This is a genomic window from Brevibacterium sp. MGP-B1, assembly GCF_057766545.1.
Genome location: NZ_CM173407.1, coordinates 4,190,840 through 4,207,203, shown reverse-complemented (window position 1 = coordinate 4,207,203; position 16,364 = coordinate 4,190,840). Strand labels below are relative to the sequence as shown.

At 65.3% G+C, this 16,364-nt stretch carries 14 protein-coding genes; 2 read left to right on the top strand and 12 right to left on the bottom strand.

The genetic code is table 11. The annotated features are described in order from the left end of the window. Window positions 1-106: 106 nt before the first annotated feature. The 8 genes from AC3CD9_RS19040 to AC3CD9_RS19005 all read right to left on the bottom strand — a co-directional run bounded on the left by AC3CD9_RS19040 (window position 107) and on the right by AC3CD9_RS19005 (window position 8,536). Complete coding sequence (locus AC3CD9_RS19040) at window positions 107-1,516, bottom strand: FAD-dependent oxidoreductase (protein ID WP_488365567.1); 1,410 nt, start codon at window positions 1,514-1,516, stop codon at window positions 107-109. Between the two features lie 12 nt (window positions 1,517-1,528). Continuing rightward, on the bottom strand, window positions 1,529-1,855 hold the full coding sequence (gene fdxA / locus AC3CD9_RS19035; RefSeq protein WP_446656203.1) for a ferredoxin: 327 nt from the start codon (window positions 1,853-1,855) through the stop codon (window positions 1,529-1,531). Further along, complete coding sequence (gene cobA, locus AC3CD9_RS19030) at window positions 1,852-2,664, bottom strand: uroporphyrinogen-III C-methyltransferase (RefSeq protein WP_488365566.1); 813 nt, start codon at window positions 2,662-2,664, stop codon at window positions 1,852-1,854. The genes fdxA and cobA overlap by 4 nt, the downstream gene beginning before the upstream one ends. After that, the gene (locus AC3CD9_RS19025; protein WP_488365565.1) at window positions 2,661-4,040 is read right to left on the bottom strand and encodes a sulfate adenylyltransferase subunit 1; all 1,380 of its coding nucleotides are present in this window, start codon (window positions 4,038-4,040) and stop codon (window positions 2,661-2,663) included. The genes cobA and AC3CD9_RS19025 overlap by 4 nt, the downstream gene beginning before the upstream one ends. After that, window positions 4,040-5,002, bottom strand: coding sequence for a sulfate adenylyltransferase subunit CysD (gene cysD / locus AC3CD9_RS19020; RefSeq protein WP_488365564.1), 963 nt, complete (start codon window positions 5,000-5,002; stop codon window positions 4,040-4,042). The genes AC3CD9_RS19025 and cysD overlap by 1 nt, the downstream gene beginning before the upstream one ends. Then, window positions 4,999-5,808: a phosphoadenylyl-sulfate reductase gene (locus AC3CD9_RS19015; RefSeq protein WP_488365563.1), complete on the bottom strand. Its 810-nt coding sequence runs from the start codon at window positions 5,806-5,808 to the stop codon at window positions 4,999-5,001. The genes cysD and AC3CD9_RS19015 overlap by 4 nt, the downstream gene beginning before the upstream one ends. Continuing rightward, window positions 5,805-7,532 (bottom strand): nitrite/sulfite reductase, encoded by a 1,728-nt coding sequence (locus tag AC3CD9_RS19010; RefSeq protein WP_488365561.1) that lies wholly within the window; start codon window positions 7,530-7,532, stop codon window positions 5,805-5,807. Before AC3CD9_RS19010 ends, AC3CD9_RS19015 begins: the two co-directional genes overlap by 4 nt. 128 nt (window positions 7,533-7,660) lie before the next feature. Beyond that, window positions 7,661-8,536 carry a sirohydrochlorin chelatase gene (locus AC3CD9_RS19005; RefSeq protein ID WP_488365560.1) on the bottom strand — a complete coding sequence of 292 codons (876 nt, stop codon included), beginning with the start codon at window positions 8,534-8,536 and terminating at the stop codon, window positions 7,661-7,663. A gap of 396 nt (window positions 8,537-8,932) precedes the next feature. Between AC3CD9_RS19005 and AC3CD9_RS19000 the strand changes: the two genes are divergently transcribed. Beyond that, window positions 8,933-9,841 (top strand): sulfite exporter TauE/SafE family protein, encoded by a 909-nt coding sequence (locus tag AC3CD9_RS19000; protein ID WP_488365559.1) that lies wholly within the window; start codon window positions 8,933-8,935, stop codon window positions 9,839-9,841. Between the two features lie 302 nt (window positions 9,842-10,143). Here AC3CD9_RS19000 and AC3CD9_RS18995 read toward each other — a convergent pair whose 3' ends face one another. Next, window positions 10,144-11,415, bottom strand: coding sequence for an MFS transporter (locus AC3CD9_RS18995; protein WP_488365558.1), 1,272 nt, complete (start codon window positions 11,413-11,415; stop codon window positions 10,144-10,146). A gap of 257 nt (window positions 11,416-11,672) precedes the next feature. On the opposite strand from AC3CD9_RS18995, the gene AC3CD9_RS18990 reads away from it, so the two are divergent. Then, a complete protein-coding gene (locus AC3CD9_RS18990; protein WP_488365557.1) occupies window positions 11,673-14,201 on the top strand; it encodes an excinuclease ABC subunit UvrA in 2,529 nt (842 codons plus the stop codon). Window positions 14,202-14,252: 51 nt separating this feature from the next. On the opposite strand, the gene AC3CD9_RS18985 is transcribed toward AC3CD9_RS18990, so the two are convergent. The 3 genes from AC3CD9_RS18985 to AC3CD9_RS18975 are packed head-to-tail and all read right to left on the bottom strand — an operon-like array spanning window position 14,253 to window position 16,316. Further along, window positions 14,253-14,597, bottom strand: a complete 345-nt coding sequence (locus AC3CD9_RS18985) for a hypothetical protein (protein ID WP_488365556.1) — start codon at window positions 14,595-14,597, stop codon at window positions 14,253-14,255. Window positions 14,598-14,647: 50 nt separating this feature from the next. Beyond that, window positions 14,648-15,466 carry an ABC transporter ATP-binding protein gene (locus AC3CD9_RS18980; RefSeq protein ID WP_488365555.1) on the bottom strand — a complete coding sequence of 273 codons (819 nt, stop codon included), beginning with the start codon at window positions 15,464-15,466 and terminating at the stop codon, window positions 14,648-14,650. Further along, window positions 15,459-16,316 (bottom strand): ABC transporter permease, encoded by an 858-nt coding sequence (locus AC3CD9_RS18975; protein ID WP_092009006.1) that lies wholly within the window; start codon window positions 16,314-16,316, stop codon window positions 15,459-15,461. Before AC3CD9_RS18975 ends, AC3CD9_RS18980 begins: the two co-directional genes overlap by 8 nt. Window positions 16,317-16,364: the final 48 nt, after the last annotated feature.

Here is a 16,364-nt window from a genome sequence, read left to right as displayed (position 1 = left end):
ACCCCGAACACGTCTTTTCGGTGTTCGGGGTCGAATGGTGGAACGTTGAGGGTCACTATGTGAGGATTACGCCTCGAGGTGGGTGCCGACGCGGTGGGCGCGGGCCTCAGCTCCCGGCGTTCGCGTCCGCGGTCAGGTGGGCGCGCGCCTCGGCGAGCATGGCCTCACGGGTCGCGATCTTCACCCGCTCACGTCCCTCGGCCTCGCCGAGGGCCTTTTCCGCGGCCTCCAGCCGGTGGTAGCCCTCCCAATCGGTGAAGTCGACGCCCTTCGATTCGAGCAGCTCGACGATCGAGGACTCCTCCGGGTACAGGGGTTCGGTGAGCGCCCCGGCGGCCTGGTCGTCGAGGATGTGCCCGATCGTCTCGAGCGCATCGCCCTTCGTATGACCGATGAGCCCGACGGGGCCGCGCTTGATCCATCCGGTCGTGTACACGCCGGGGATGACGTCCGCCTCGGCGGCCTGGCCCTGATCTTCGGCGTCGACGACGCGTCCTTCGTGATTCGTGATGACCTTCTTGGCCTCGTCGAAGGGCAGCTGCGGCAGCTGCGTACCCGCATAGCCGACGGCCCGGTACACGGCATCGATGTCCCAGTCGCGGAAGTCCCCGGTGCCGTTGACGCCACCGGTCCCGTCGAGTTCCTGACGTTCCGTGCGCAGACCGGTCACCCGATCCTCGCCGAGGATGGCCACCGGTGCGTGGAGGAAGTGCAAGTGCAGTCGCCGCTTCGCCCCGGTCTCCTCCCGCATCGCAAAGTCCGTGAGCGTCTTCGTCACCTGCTTGACCTGGTTGCTCGACTCGATGGCCTCGAGCGACCCCTGATCGAATTCGTAGTCCTCGGGATAGACGATGATGTCGACGTCTTCGACCTGACCGAGCTCACGCAGCTCGAGCGGAGTGAACTTCGCCTGCGCAGGACCACGCCGTCCGAACACATGGACATCGGTGACCTTCGAGGACTTCAGCCCCTCGTAGACGTGATCGGGGATCTCCGTCGTGTGCAGGTCATCGGCCTGCTTCGCGAGCACCCGAGCCACATCGAGCGCGACATTGCCGTTGCCGAGCACCGCGACCTTCTCAGCCTCCAGCGGCCAGGTCTGGGCCACATCCGGGTGGGCGTCGTACCAGTTGACGAAGTCCGCGGCCCCATAGGAACCCGGCAGGTCGATGCCGGGCAGTGACAGCGGTGCATCGACGAAGCAGCCGGTGGAGAAGATCACCGCGTCGTAGCGGTCGGTGAGCTCGCCGAGGTTGATGTCGACCCCGTATTCGACGTTGCCGAACAGGCGGATGTCACCACGGTCGAGGACCTTGATGAGCGCATTGATGATGCCCTTGATGCGCGGATGGTCGGGGGCGACCCCGTAGCGGACGAGCCCGAAGGGAGAGGGCAGGCGTTCGAAGAGGTCGATGCTCAGTTCCAGGTCATGTTCGGCCTTGGTCAGCAGGTCGGCGGCGTAGATGCCGGCGGGACCGGCACCGATGATGGCCACTCTGAAGGGAATAGTAGGCATGGGTTTCCTTGATCAGTCGTTGGTGTTCTGCGGTGCCAGAGCTGCGATGAAGGGATGGTCTTTGTCGACGACCCCGTGGGCGGCTGCTCCGCCCGGGGAGCCGATGTCGTCGAAGAATTCGACGTTCGCCTTGTAGTAGGCCTCCCACTCATCGGGCACATCGTCTTCGTAGAAGATCGCCTCGACGGGGCACACGGGTTCGCATGCTCCGCAGTCGACGCATTCGTCGGGGTGGATGTAGAGAGAGCGGGTGCCTTCGTAGATGCAGTCGACCGGGCATTCCTCGATGCAGGCTCGGTCCTTCAGATCCACGCACGGCTGGGCGATGATGTAGGTCATGGGTTCCTCACGAGTTCGGATGCGTGCGCTGCGGCAGGTTCGGTCGCCTGGGTGAAAGCACCATCGGCGTAGGGGCTCAGGGTCACGACATCACCGGCGACGATCACGGCCGGTGACCGGACGCCTCGGCGAGCCGCGCGGAAGGCGATGTCGCCGAGGGTTCCGATGGTCACTCGTTGGTTCTCACCGAAACCGTCTTCGACGATCGCGACCGGGCAGTCGTCCCCGCGCCCGGATCGGGCGAGCACCATCGCCGAGTTGATGAGTGTGCCCACTCCCATGAGAACGACGACGGTGTGGTCGCGTCCCCCGCCGATCTCGCCCAGCTGGTCGTGACCGGTCACGACCGTGTACGAGGTGGCGACGCCTCGGTGGGTGAGCGGGATTCCGGCGACCGCGGGAACGGAGTTCGCGCTGGTCACCCCGGGGACGACGCGGACGTCGACTCCGGCGGCCCGGCAGGCGATGACCTCCTCTCCCCCACGTCCGAGGACGAAGGGATCCCCGCCTTTGAGACGGACGACCCGGCGGCCGAGCTTCGCCTGTGTGATGAGGATGTCGTTGATCCCGCTCTGCGGCACCGGATGGTGCCCCGGCAGCTTCCCGACGTCGATGATCTGCGCATCGAGGGGTGCACCGCGTTCGGTTTCGAGCTGATCGATGACCGATCGGGCGCCGAGGCGGTCAGCCACGATGACATCGGCGCGTTCCAATGCGCGCAGACCGGTGACGGTGAGCAGTCCGAGATCGCCCGGTCCGGCACCGACGAGCAGCACGGTGCCGGGCTGCTGTGGGAGGAAGAGCGTCATGACTGGTCCTCGGTGGATTCGGGGATGTGAGCCGCCTCGGGGGTGTGGATTCCCGCTGCGAGGGTGTTGCCCGACTGCGGGCCGATGACGACGAAGGCTCCGGCCGTGCCGTGGTCGCGGAAGTCCGGGACCGGCAGCTCGGCGGACAGCTTCACACGGGCCAGGCCGATGTCGTTGCCGGCGAGCACCTCGGCGGGTTCGGTCTCGGAGGTCTCGAGGTTGCGTTTGGCCTCGATGGTGACGATCCCCTTCACGGTCGTCGTCCCCGTCTTGATGAGAACCCGGTCCCCCGTGCGCAGACCCTCGGCCGTGAACGGGAAGACCTCGGCGCGCAGTTCCCGGCGCGGGGTGGGCAGGGTGCCGGCCGCGGCGATGACGCTGCCGCGGGCGGTATCGACGTCATCGGCCAACCGCAGCGCCACCGACAGCGGCGCACTCGCGGTCGTAAGCGGTCCGCTGGCGGTATCGATTCCGGTCACCGTCGTTCTCAGCCCGGCGGGGTGGATCTCGATCTCATCGCCGAGGCTGACCCGCCCGGCCGTGATCTGTCCGGCCACCGCCCGGTAGTCCCGGAATTCCTCGGGGTCGAGACCTGGTGCCAGTCCCCCTTGCGGACGCAGCACGGTCTGCACGTCGAGGCGGAAGGCCTCGAGATCGGCGGTGTCTTCGTCCGTGCTCGGCAGGGTCTCGAGGAGTTCGAGCAGTGCCGGCCCGGTGTACCAGGGTGTGTTGTCCGAGGTGGTGGCGACGTTGTCGCCGGCCAGCGCGGAGATCGGAATGAGGTGCGGGGTCTCGAGGCCGATCTCGTCGGCAAGTGACTTGATGTCGTTTTCGACCGTCTCGATCGCTGCCTGGTCGTAGTCGATGAGGTCGATCTTGTTGACGGCGATGATGACGTGGCGGATGCCCAGTCGGGACACGACGGTGAGGTGCCGGCGGGTCTGTTCGGTCGCGCCGGTGCGGGCGTCGATGAGGACGACGACGGCATCGGCGGTCGAGGCTCCCGTGACCATGTTCCGTGTGTACTGCACGTGTCCGGGGCAGTCGGCGAGGATGAACGAACGACGGTCGGTGGCGAAGTACCGGTAGGCGACGTCGATGGTGATGCCCTGTTCGCGTTCGGCCCGCAGACCGTCGGTGAGCAGAGCGAAATCGAACTCACCTCCCAGGAATCCGCGTTCCCGGCTGGTCGCGGTCACGGCGGCGAGCTGGTCGGCGAGGATCGCCTTCGCATCGTGGAGGAGCCGGCCGACGAGCGTGGACTTGCCGTCGTCGACGGATCCGGCGGTGGCGAAGCGCAGCAGCGTCTTCGTCGTCGTGTCCAAGGTCGGTTTCGCCTCGGTGGTAGTTGTTTCGGTGGTGGTTGTGGTCGTCATCAGAAGTACCCGTCCTTCTTGCGGTCTTCCATCGCCGCGGCCGAGATCCGGTCGTCGGCGCGAGTGGCACCGCGCTCGGTCACAGTGGTGGCGGCCACCTCGGCGAGGATGGACTCGAGGTCATCAGCGCTCGATTCGACGGCCCCGGTGCAGCTCATATCCCCGACGGTGCGGTAGCGGACCTTCTTGGTCGTGACGGTCTCGTCCTCGCGTGGGGTGGAGAATTCGCCGGTGGCCCACCACATGCCGTCGCGCTGAAAGACTTCGCGTTCGTGGGCGAAGTAGAGCTCGGGCAGTTCGATGCCTTCGCGGGCGATGTAGCTCCACACGTCGAGTTCGGTGAAGTTCGAGATCGGGAACACGCGCACGTGTTCGCCGGGCAGGTGGCGGCCGTTGAAGAGGTTCCACAGTTCGGGGCGTTGGCTGCTGGGGTTCCAGCCGCCGAATTCGTCGCGCAGGGACAGGATCCGCTCCTTCGCGCGGGCCTTGTCCTCATCGCGGCGGGCACCGCCGAAGACGGCGTCGAACTTCCCGCCGGTGATGGCGTCGAGCAGCGGCTGGGTCTGCAGAGTGTTGCGGGTCCCGTCTGGGCGTTCGCGCAGGCGACCGTCGTCGATGTAGTCCTGGACCTTCGCGACCGTGAGGTCGAGGCCGTACTTCTCGGCCGTCTCGTCGCGGAAGCGGATGATCTCGTCAAAGTTGTGTCCGGTGTCGACGTGGAGGAGTCCGAACGGGATCTTCGCCGGCCAGAACGCCTTCGCCGCGAGGTGGAGGACGGTCACGGAGTCCTTGCCGCCGGAGAACAGCAGCACAGGACGTTCGAACTCGGCGGCGACCTCACGGATGATGTGGATCGCCTCGGATTCGAGGACGTCGAGGGTGGACAGGCTCGCGCCCGGGTTGTGGGCGGGTGCCGCCTCGGTGGTATGGGTGTCGTGGTTGAACTGGGTGTCGATGCTCATGTGTGGAGTCCGCATTCTGTTTTGGTCGATCCGGCCCAACGGCCGGCGCGGGGGTCTTCCCCTTCGGCGACGGGGCGAGTGCAGGGCTGGCAGCCGATCGACGGGTACCCCTGGTCAAGCAGCGGGTTGACCGGGACGTCGAAGGCGCGTGAGTAGTCGAGGAGGTCATCGAAGGACCATGCGGCCAGGGGGTTGACCTTGACGAGCCCGTTCTTCTCATCGAAGGTGATCAGCGGCGTATTCGTCCTGGTGGGAGACTCGTCACGGCGGACTCCGGTGAACCAGAGTTCGTAGCCGTTCAGCGACTTGCTTAACGGTGCGACCTTGCGGCGGGCGCAGCACAGGCCCGGGTCGCGGGCGAAGAGGTCCTTGCCGAATTCGGCGTTCTGCTCTTCCACGGTCTGCTCCGGGAGGACGTCGACGATGTGGACGTCGACACGGCGAGCCACCTCGTTGCGGGTGTCATAGGTCTCGGCGAAGTGGTAGCCGGTGTCGAGGAAGAGGACGTCGACCCCGGGCTGGTACTGGGCGACGTAGTGCGGCAGGGCGGCGTCGGCCATCGAGCAGGCCACGGCGCAGGCTGCGGTGTCGAAGTTCCGGGACACCCAGCGGATGACGTCGGCGGGGTTGGCTTCGGGGACACCGTTGCCCGGGTCACCGGCGAGTTCACGGGCACCCGCCTCGGCGAGGGCCTTGAGTTCCTCGACGGGGCGCGGTTCGGGGCGGGACTGCGTCGCTGACCCTCCCTTCGCCGCGGTTGCGGAGGTGGGCGTCGCCTCGGTGGTGGTCGTGTTCGTACGGGTCATACTAGTTCCTCCTCGTCAACGCGGTGGGCCCATTCGGAGAATGTTTCGGTCTCCCCACGCCCGGCGAGGAAGCGGCGGACGAGTTTCTCGACGTAGTCGCTGAGGTTCTCGGCGGTGACCTTGAGTCCGCGGACGGTGCGGCCGAGGCCGGCTTCGTCGCGGTCTTTCGAGGCCAGGCCTCCTCCGACGTGGACCTGGAATCCGGGGACCTGTTCGCCTTCGTCGGTGGTGACGATCTGGCCTTTGAGGCCGATGTCGGCGGTTTGGATGCGGGCGCAGGAGTTCGGGCAGCCGTTGAGATGGAAGCTGATCGGGTGGGGCAGCTCCTCGATGTCGGCGAGGCGCTCCTCGAGCTTCGTGATGGTGTCGGCTGCGGTCTGCTTGGTCTCGACGATGGCGAGTTTGCAGTATTCGATGCCGGTGCACGCGATCGTCGAGCGGCGGAAGAGGTCCTTGCGGCTGGAGAGGCCCAAGGCGTCGAGCTCGGCGACGACGGCTTCGACGTCCTTCTCCTCGATGTCGAGCAGCAGGAACTTCTGGTGCGGGGTGGTGCGCAGGCGGGTGGAGCCGTACTTGTCGGCGAGGTCGGCGACCTGGCTGAGCAGGGTGCCCGAGACGCGACCGACGACGGGGCTGACCCCGATGTAGTAGCGGCCGTCGGTCTGCTTGTGCACGCCGACGTGGTCGCCGGCGGTGATCGGCTTGGCCGGTGCCGGGCCGTCGGCGAGTTCAAATCCGAGGTATTCGGTTTCGAGGATCTCGCGGAACTTCTCCGGACCCCAATCGGCGAGCAGGAACTTCATGCGGGCCTTGTTGCGCAAGCGCCGGAAGCCGTAGTCGCGGAAGATCGAGGTCACGCCCAGCCAGGTCTCGACGACCTGGTCGGGGGCGACCCAGGCGCCGAGGCGTTCGGCGAAGCGGGGGACGACGGACAGGGCGCCGCCGACCCACAGGTCGTAGCCGATGCCGTGTTCGGGGTGTTCGACGGCGACGAAGGAGCAGTCGTTGATCTCGTGGACGACGTCCTGGCTGGGGTGGCCGGTGATCGCGGTCTTGTATTTGCGCGGCAGGTTCGACAGGCTCTGGTCGCCGATGTAGCGGCGTGAGATCTCTTCGATCGCCGGGGTCGGGTCGATGAGTTCATCGGCGGCGATGCCGGCGACGGGTGAGCCGAGGATGACGCGGGGGACGTCGCCGCAGGCTTCGGTGGTCTGCAGGCCGACGGCTTCGAGGCGGCGCCAAATCTCGGGGACATTCTCGATCTCGATCCAGTGCAGCTGGATGTTCTGACGGTCGGTGAGGTCGGCGCTGTCTCGGGCGAATTCGGTGGAGATGTCGGCGATCGTGCGCAGCTGCTCCGTGGTGAGCTTTCCGCCATCGATGCGGACACGCAACATGAAGTACTCGTCCTCGAGCTCATGCGGCTCGAGCTTCGCGGTCCGGCCGCCGTCGATTCCGGGTTTGCGCTGCGTGTACAGGCCCCACCAGCGGAAGCGGCCGTGCAGGTCGTCGGAGTCGATCGACGAGAATCCGCGCTTGGAGTAGATGGTCTCAATCCGGGCGCGAACGTTGAGGCCGTTGTCTTCGGCCTTGTCGATCTCATTTTTGTTCAACGGTTCATGGCCGTCGATCTTCCACTGCCCATTGGACTTCTTCGGGCGGGCGGGCCGCTTCGCGGCTCGTTTACCTGCCGTTTCCTTGTTCTCTTCCACCTGAGTGGACATTGCTGTCTCCAAACGCTGAGGGGAACCAGTGATGAATCACGCTACATGAATGCCGAATTGCTCAACCAATTGCCGAAGGGTTTGTGTCACGAAGTGACATATGGCGTCACGGCCTGCCGTGTGTGCGGTCAGGCGTTGAGCATCTGCGGGGTGAATTTGTGGGTTTGGGTGTGAGGTTGGACGTAGCCAGGACAGCCGCCTTCGACATGGGCGCCACCGGGCCCACTGTTGAGGCCGGCCGCGAAAACACCGTCGCGAACTTGGCCGCGGATGCCGTCGCGGACCCGGTCGCGGACGATGTCAACGAGTTTCGGCGGAACGGCGGACGTGGTGCCGCCTCCGGTGAGAAGCGGCGGGGCGAGGACGCCGGGCCAGTCAGTGCCGCCCTCAACGTGCTTGCGGGCGAGGTCGTCGAAGAAGCCAGGGGCCAGCAGGTAGTTCGCGAACACGGGGCGGGCACCGCGGGTGCGGCTCTGTCCGACGAGGTCTTTCAGGGCCGCTCCCCCGCCGGCGAGGAAACCGACCCCGACGGGACGCTCGAGCTCTGCCGACAGCAGCCTGCCCATCTCGCGGCAGGACTCGTTCGCACGCTCGTCGCTCGACCCGGCAGCGGCAAGGATGACGTCGTCTCTTTCGCTAAGCGGCGGAAGTCGATCGGCGAGGATCTCTGCGAGTCTCGGGTCGGGCCCGAGCGTGGGGGTTCGTCGAACATCACGGCCCGATTCAGCGGCACGGTCGGCCGCCTCGGCGAGGTCGACATGGACGTGATACCCCGGCGAGAGCAGAAGCGGTGCGAGGATGACCGGACGATCGGCGGGCAGTCGGGCGATCACCTCGTCGACGTCGGGGTTCTGGACGTCCACATGACCGAGCATGACCTCGTCGGCAATCCCGCGAATGCGCAGGTCCGTGGCGACCTCGGCGGCGAGCACCTCGATGAGGACCTGACCGGTCGGCGATGAGGTTCCGTGGGAGATCAGGCCCACCGACGGCAACCCCGTCACAGCGCCCACTCCTCAGCGTTTCTCTGCGCGAGCCTCTGCACCCGTTCCCGCACCTGCCCCGGGGCCGCCAAGGCCACCGGGCAGGCTGATTGCTCAACGACTGAGCAACCAGGGCGAGCAGTGATCGTTTGGATTGAATGCATTCGCATAGCGTAACCCATCCGCCTCGGCGCCGCATACAGGCTGTTCATCAGCGAAATAACGCCATTCGGCGTCATCTTTCGACATACGGCGACCGAGTTCGTAGGATTGCGGCCGATTTTCCTTTCTGCTCAACAGTTTCGCTAGTGTGTGTTGTCAACGCGTCTTTGCGTTGCTGGCACCGTCCGCATCTTCGACGCCTCACCAAACTTCTGCGCCTCCACATCCTCCGCGTCATCCACGAAAGGAAAGCACATGCGTCAGCTCATCATCCTGGGAATAGTCGGGCTCATCGCGCAGCTCATCGACGGTTCCCTGGGCATGGCCTATGGGGTCACCTCAACCACGCTGCTGCTCGCGGCGGGTACGGCACCGGCGGCCGCCTCGGCGGCGGTGCACTTCTCTGAATTGGGGACGACGTTGGTGTCGGGGATCTCGCACCACAAGTTCGGCAATGTCGACTGGCGGACCGTCGCGATTCTGGCCGGCCCGGGCTTCGTCGGGGCGATCGCAGGGTCGACGTTCCTCGCCAGTCTGGACGGGGAAGCGGCGACCCCATGGATCTCAGGAATCCTGCTGGCGCTCGGCATCTACGTCATCTGGCGTTTCCTCGCACTCGGCGGTGCGCGTCCGACGTTCAAGTCACGGCCGAGCGCGAAGATGCTCGTCCCGGTCGGGCTCATCGGCGGCACACTCGACTCGATCGGCGGGGGCGGCTGGGGGCCGGTCGGGACGACGACGCTGCTGTCATCGGGACGCCTGGAGCCGCGCAAAGTCGTCGGCTCGATCGACACGAGCGAGTTCATCGTCGCGGTCGGCGGTTCTCTCGGATTCCTCATCGCGCTCGGATCGCAGGGCATCGAATGGCAGATCGTGGCTGCACTTCTCGTCGGCGGTGTCATCGCCGCACCGTTTGCCGCGTGGCTGGTGAAGCTGCTGCCGGCCAAGGTGTTTGCGGTCGCCGCGGGCGGAATCATCATCCTCACGAACGTCCGCACGATCCTGCTCGCCTTCGGCCTCGGTTCGTCGACTGTGTGGCTGACGCTCGCCGGCCTGGCTCTTGTGTGGTTCGCACTCCTCGCCCATGTCGTGCGCATCGAGCGTGCGGCAGCGAAGGTGCGGAAGGCCGAGGAGGCTGGTGTCGAGGTGCCGGTCGGCGGGTGAACGCCCGCACTTCGAACCCGCGGTTGCGACGTCAGCACGACGAATGGGACGGACGGTTCACCGGTTGGGCTGAGCCGCCTCGGCGAGGGCATTCCTTCCCTTCCGCATACCGTCGTTCAAGGCCAAGCTCGCTTATCGCGAGGCACACGCACCCAAATTCGCGGGCCGGCTTGAACGAGGTGAGGAAACCCCGTCGAGCACATGGATTCCTGCGGGTGAAGGCCGATAAGCCGGCGAGAACACGCGAACAGACCCGACTCCGCACAATCGTGGGGTCGGGTCTGTTCGGGTCTGCGGTGCGGTCAGCGCTGGCTGTAGAGCTTCCGGGCCATGATCACGCCGATGAGGGAGAGCAGCGACAGCCCCGCGTAGTAGAAGCCGGGCACGGTCAGCAGACCAGTCGCGCCGAGCAGGGCGGTGAGGATGAGCGGGGCGAAGCCGCCGAAGATCGCGACGCCGAAGCTGTAGGCGATGGTCATGCCGGAGCTGCGCACCTTGACGGGGAACAGTTCGGACAGCAGGGCCGGCATCGGGCCGAAGTAGAAGACCATGAACAGGCCGACGATCGCCTCGCACAGGGTGAGGACGGGAATCGAGGGGTTCGCGGTCAGGAGGATGAACATCGGCCAGGCGACGATGATGCCGACGATGGTCGTCGGGATCATCACGGTCGTCGGGCCTACTCGGTCGGCCAGGCGGCCGGCGAACGGGGCGCCGATGAGGGTGATGACACCGGCGACGACGGCGCCGGGGAACGATGCCCACGCGTCGAGGCCGAGGTTGGTGACGGCGAACTGCGGCAGGAAGGTGATGAGGTAGACCGAGATCGTGGCCATCGCGATGATGAGGAACGCGGAGAACAGGCGACCGAAGTTCTCACTGAGGAGGACGCGCAGCGGGTTGTCGGTCTTCTCGGCGGCCTTGAACTCAGGGGTGTCATCCATCTTCGAGCGGATGTACCAGCCGACGGGTCCGATGAGCAGGCCGAGGGCGAAGGCCACGCGCCAGCCCCAGGAGTGCAGGGCCTCTTCGCTCAGTGCCGAGCTGAGGATCCACGAGATTCCGGCGGCCAGGAACATCGAGATGCCCTGAGTCGCGGTCTGGAAAGAGGCGTAGTAGGCCTTGCCGCGCTTGGCGTTCTCGGTGAGGAAGGCTGTGGCCGACCCGAATTCGCCGCCGGCGGAGATGCCCTGGATGATGCGGGCGATGATGAGGCCGATCGCGCCCCAGATGCCGATGGTCGCTTCGCCGGGCAGGATGACGATGATGAACACACCGAGGGTCATCAGACCGATCGTCAGCGACAGCGCCGATTTGCGGCCGTGCTTGTCCGAGTAGCGACCGATGATGATCGCGCCCAGGGGACGGACGACGAAGGTGATGGCGAAAGTCGCCCAGGTCATCAGCTGCGCGGACAGGCCCTCGCCCGGGTAGAAGACCGCGGTGATCGAGGTGGCCATGAACCCGAACAGGATGATGTCATACCATTCGAGGGCGTTGCCCAGTCCGGCCGCAACTACGGCCTTGCGGGCCCGCGACTTGTCTTCGCGGGACTCGACGGGTGTCTCAGTCATCGTGTGCCTCTTCTTGTAGGTGCCCGGATGCCGTGGTTGGCGAAGCCGGTGGTGGATCGTGGGCTTGCAGGATGCAGGCACCGTTGCTCGTCACCCGGGGCGGATGTTGCTTATTCACAGACCTGGTCGGAGTCTCTGATCTGACAAGTATGCCCCTGTTCTCGTCAGCGAGACGATTGTAGTCCCGTCGTATCCGGCCGCAAAGGCAGTCTCAGCAGGTGACGAGTCACGTCAGTGCCTGTTGTTACGATCACGATATGTCGACCGAAGCCCGGAACACTGCCCCTGCCACAGCGGTCGAGGTGCGCGGCGCCCGCGTGCACAACCTGCAGGGCATCGAAGTCGACGTCCCGCTGAATACCCTCGTCGCCATCGCCGGCGTCTCCGGTTCGGGCAAATCCTCGCTGGCCATGGGAGTCCTCTACGCCGAAGGCTCCCGCCGCTATATCGAAGCTTTGTCGACGTACACCCGTCGACGCATGGCTCAAGCCGCCCGCGCCGACGTCGACACCGTCCGCCACATCCCCGCCACCCTTGCTCTGCGGCAACGACCCGGAGTCCCCGGGGTCCGCTCAACTTTCGGCACCTCGACCGAGCTGCTCAACGTCATCCGCCTGATGTTCTCTCGGCTGGCCTCCCACCTCTGCCCGAACGGAGACCGGCAGGAACCGACTCTCAACGTTGCTGCCGAGGAGCCGTTCGACTGCCCCGAATGCGGTGAGACCGTCCACGCACCCGGCGCCGAGGAGCTCGCCTTCAATTCCGGTGGAGCATGCCCGCGCTGCGAAGGCATCGGCACCATCAGAGAAGTCGACGACGTCTCCCTCATCCGCGACCCCGACCTGTCGATCGACGACGGCACCGTCATCCCCTGGCAGATGTTCGGTTTCAACGTCCAACCGCAGATCGCCCGCGAATTCGGAGTCCGCACCGATGTGCCCTGGCGCGACCTCAAGGACTGGGAACGCGAGATCGTCTTCGCGGGCCCTGAAGAGAAGAAGCACATCACGGTCACCTCGAAGAAGGGGCTCCACGACCTCGACTTCACCTTCCGCAACGCCCGCCTGACGGTGACCGAAGAACTCAAACGGGCAGACAACGAGAAACGGTTCGCCCGGGTCAGCCGGTTCCTCTCCGAGCAGGTCTGCCCCGACTGCGAGGGCACCCGCCTCTCCCCCGCCGCTCGTGCACCGCACATCGGTGAACTCGGCCTCGCCGAGGCGACCGCAATGACCCTCGACGAACTCGTCGAATGGGCCGCGGACGTTCCGGCCGACCTTCCCTCATCGATGCAGTCCATGGCCCGATCATTGGTGGACGCACTGCTCGGTATGGCCCGTCGGCTGCTCGACCTCGGACTCGGGTACCTCGCCCTCGACCGGGCCGGTTCGTCCCTGTCGACCGGTGAACGCCAACGCGTCCAGCTCTCCCGTGCCGTGCGCAATGAGACCACCGGAGTCCTCTACGTCCTCGACGAACCCTCGATCGGTCTCCACCCCTCGAACATCACGGGCCTTCAGGGTGTCATCACCGACCTCCTCAACGAAGGCAACTCCGTCGTCATGGTCGACCACGACCCGCTGGTCCTCCGCGAAGCCGACCATCTCATCGAGATCGGTCCCGGGTCCGGACGCGACGGCGGAACGGTCGTCGCCACCGGCACTGTCGCCGACCTCGACAACCATCCCGAATCCCGCATCGGCCCCTACCTCACCGTCCGCGCCGAAACCCTCGTACGCAACCCCGCGGCCGCCTCGGCGACCTTCGATCACGGTCGGATCCGGTTGCGCACCGCACCGATCCACACGGTCCACGCCCTCGACGCGGAGATACCGCGGCAGCGGCTGACCGTCGTCACGGGAGTGTCCGGATCAGGCAAGACCACCCTCGTCCTCGACAGTCTCGTCCCCGCGCTCAAAGCCGCCGATGAACGTTCGCGACCCGTTCATGTGCGGGACATCGACGCCGACGGGATCGACCGAGTCAACGTCGTCGACGCCACCCCGATCGGCATCAACGTCCGCTCGACCGTGGCCACGTATTCCCGAGTCCTCGACGACCTCCGACGTGCGTACGCCCGCCTCGATTCGGCCAAGGACGCCGGGCTCACGGCCGGGGACTTCTCGTACAACACGGGTTCGCTGCGGTGCCCGAAATGCGAAGGCACCGGCGAGATCACCCTCGATGTGCAGTTCCTCCCCGACGTCGACATCCCCTGCCCCGACTGCGAAGGACGCCGGTACAGTCCGGATGCGGATGAGTATCGCCGTGTCTCGGACGCCGATGGCCAGCCGCTGTCGCTGCCGGAACTGTTGGCGATGACCGTCGCCGAGGCGCTCCCCCACCTCGCCGAGATGCGCAAAGTCCACGCCCGACTGAGGGCACTGGCCGATGTGGGACTCGGATACCTCACCCTCCACGAGGCAACCCCTGCACTGTCCGGCGGCGAGGCACAGCGGCTCAAGCTCGCCACCGAGCTCGGGAAGTCACAGCAGCACACGCTCTTCGTCTTCGACGAACCGACGGTGGGCCTTCACCCCGAGGATGTGCGTGTGCTCGTGCGCGTCTTCCAACAGCTTCTCGACCAGGGCGGAACGGTCCTGGTCATCGAACACGACCTCGACATGATCGTCAACGCCGATTGGATCATCGACCTCGGCCCCGGTGGAGGTCAGGACGGCGGGCAGATCATCGCGACGGGAACCCCGCAGCAGATCGCGGATGCCTCGAACAGCGTGACTGGTGAGTACCTCAAGGGGCATCTGCAGCCGGACTCTGCCGGATAGCGATTGAGCCGACATTCGCTCGAGCACACTGTGCTCCTCGCCTGAGCGGTCTCAGGCTCCGCTTGCGGCAGCGCCCACGCAGAGGACGAGTCCGACGAGCGAGGCAACGGCCATGCCGATCATCGCTGCGGCCATGACCCACAGACGCACCCGGCCCAGTCGAAAGGCGAAGCGGGCGATGAGCAGGATCAGGTAGAGCACTGCCGCTATCACGATCGTGGTGATCGCTGTGGGCACCGCCGTGGTGCCGGAGACGATGATCGCTGTGAGCACACCCGCGATGACGACGAGGAAGATCCCTCCGGCCACGATCCAGATGGTGCCGGACGAGCTGCGCAGCGCGGGCTGGTCACTGATGCGACGTGACTCGATCGGCTCGGGTGAACTGTTGTCCATGACGTCGAATCTACCGAGCGAACCGTGACTCGGCTAGGGGGTGCGGTGCCTCAGCCCGGCTCTTCCTCGGTTTCCTTCGCCTTCTCGGCCTTGGTGAAGGCCTGGTATTTCCGAATGACTTCAAGCGCCGGACCGTCGGCGAGCAGTTCGCCCTTCTCGATCCACAGTGCACGGTTGCACGTGTCCTTGATGGTGCGCATCGAGTGCGAGACGAGGAAGACGGTACCGGCGTTCTCACGGATGGCGCGGATACGGCCTTCGGAACGGTCACGGAACTTCTTGTCACCGACGTTGAGCGCCTCGTCGACGATGAGGATCTCGTGTTGCACCGAGGTCGCGATTGCGAACTTCAGTCGCTGGGACATACCCGAGGAGTACGTGCGCATCGGCAGGTCGATGAAGTCCTCAAGCCCGGTGAACTCGACGATGTCGTCGAACTTCGCATCGATTTCGTCGCGGGTGAGCCCCAGAGCCAGAGAACCGAGGATGATGTTGCGAGCACCGGAGAGATCCGGGATCAGAGCGGCACCGACGCCGAGGAGGTTCGGCCGTGACGTCGCATAGATCGCGCCCTCGGAGGTCGGAGTCAGCCCGGTGATCGACCGCATGAGCGTGGACTTACCCGAGCCGTTGCTGCCGATGATGCCGATGGATTCGTTCTTGTGGGCGACGAAGCTGATGCCTTTGAGGGCGTGGACCTCCCTCAGTTCCCGCTTTCTCGTCATCACATCTTTGCTGCCCAGTTTGAGCTTCTTGCCCGTGGCCAGGGTCTTGTAGCGGACGTGGACGTTGTCGCAGACGACGACGGGCGGGTTGTTCCGGGTCACCTCGGGGAGGCTGCCGGTGTCGAACGAATTCTCGTCACTCATCACGACCAAACCTTTCCTCGGCCTGCCAGAAGAACACGAAGCCGATGATGAAGATGCCGAACGCCCAGATGGCCAGGTGCCAGAAGTAGTCGTAGGGAACGACCCCGTCCTTCATGAGGATGCCGCGAGCGATGGACAGCACATTGTTGATCGGCTGCCAATCGGCGAAGGGCTGCAGGGACGGGTCGATCTTGTCGACCATGACCTTGAGGTCGAAGAAGACGCCCGAGGTGTAGAAGATCATTCGGGAGATGAATGGGGTGACCTGCGACAGGTCTCGGAAGTGAACCGTTGCGCGGGCGAAGATGAACGCCACACCCTGGTTGAAGACCCAGAACAGGAAGACCAATGGGATGAAGAGGAACCAGTCCCAATCAGGACGCGCGCCGAAGATGATGACGATGAGCGCCATGAAGAGGAGGGTGGGGATGAAGTCGAGCAGGTTCTGGAACACCTTGGCAATGGGCAGAACGATGCGCGGGAACGGCAGCGATTGGACGAGCGAGGCATTCGAGATGATTGACTTCGCACCGCCGTTCATCGAGGTGTTGAAGAACTCGAGGATGAAGACGCCGATGACGACGAAGGGCGCGAAGTCCGGCGGTCGAGCAGTCGCTCCCTGCATGATGACGCCGAAGACCGTGCCGTAGATCAGAGCCGAGAATGATGGACGCAGCAGCACCCAGGCCATGCCGAGGCGATTGCGCTCGTTCTCGGACTGCATCCGGTACTTCGCAAGCGTGTACGTGAAGTCGCTTCGGTTGAGAAGCTGTTTGACGTACTGGGGCAGAGACGGCCGTCCACCCACTCTCTCGAGTCCGTGCTCGGCAGCAAGCCTGGCCATATCCATGAACAGAAAATTCTCTCGTCGGCGACTGGGGATAGAACAGAAAGAGTC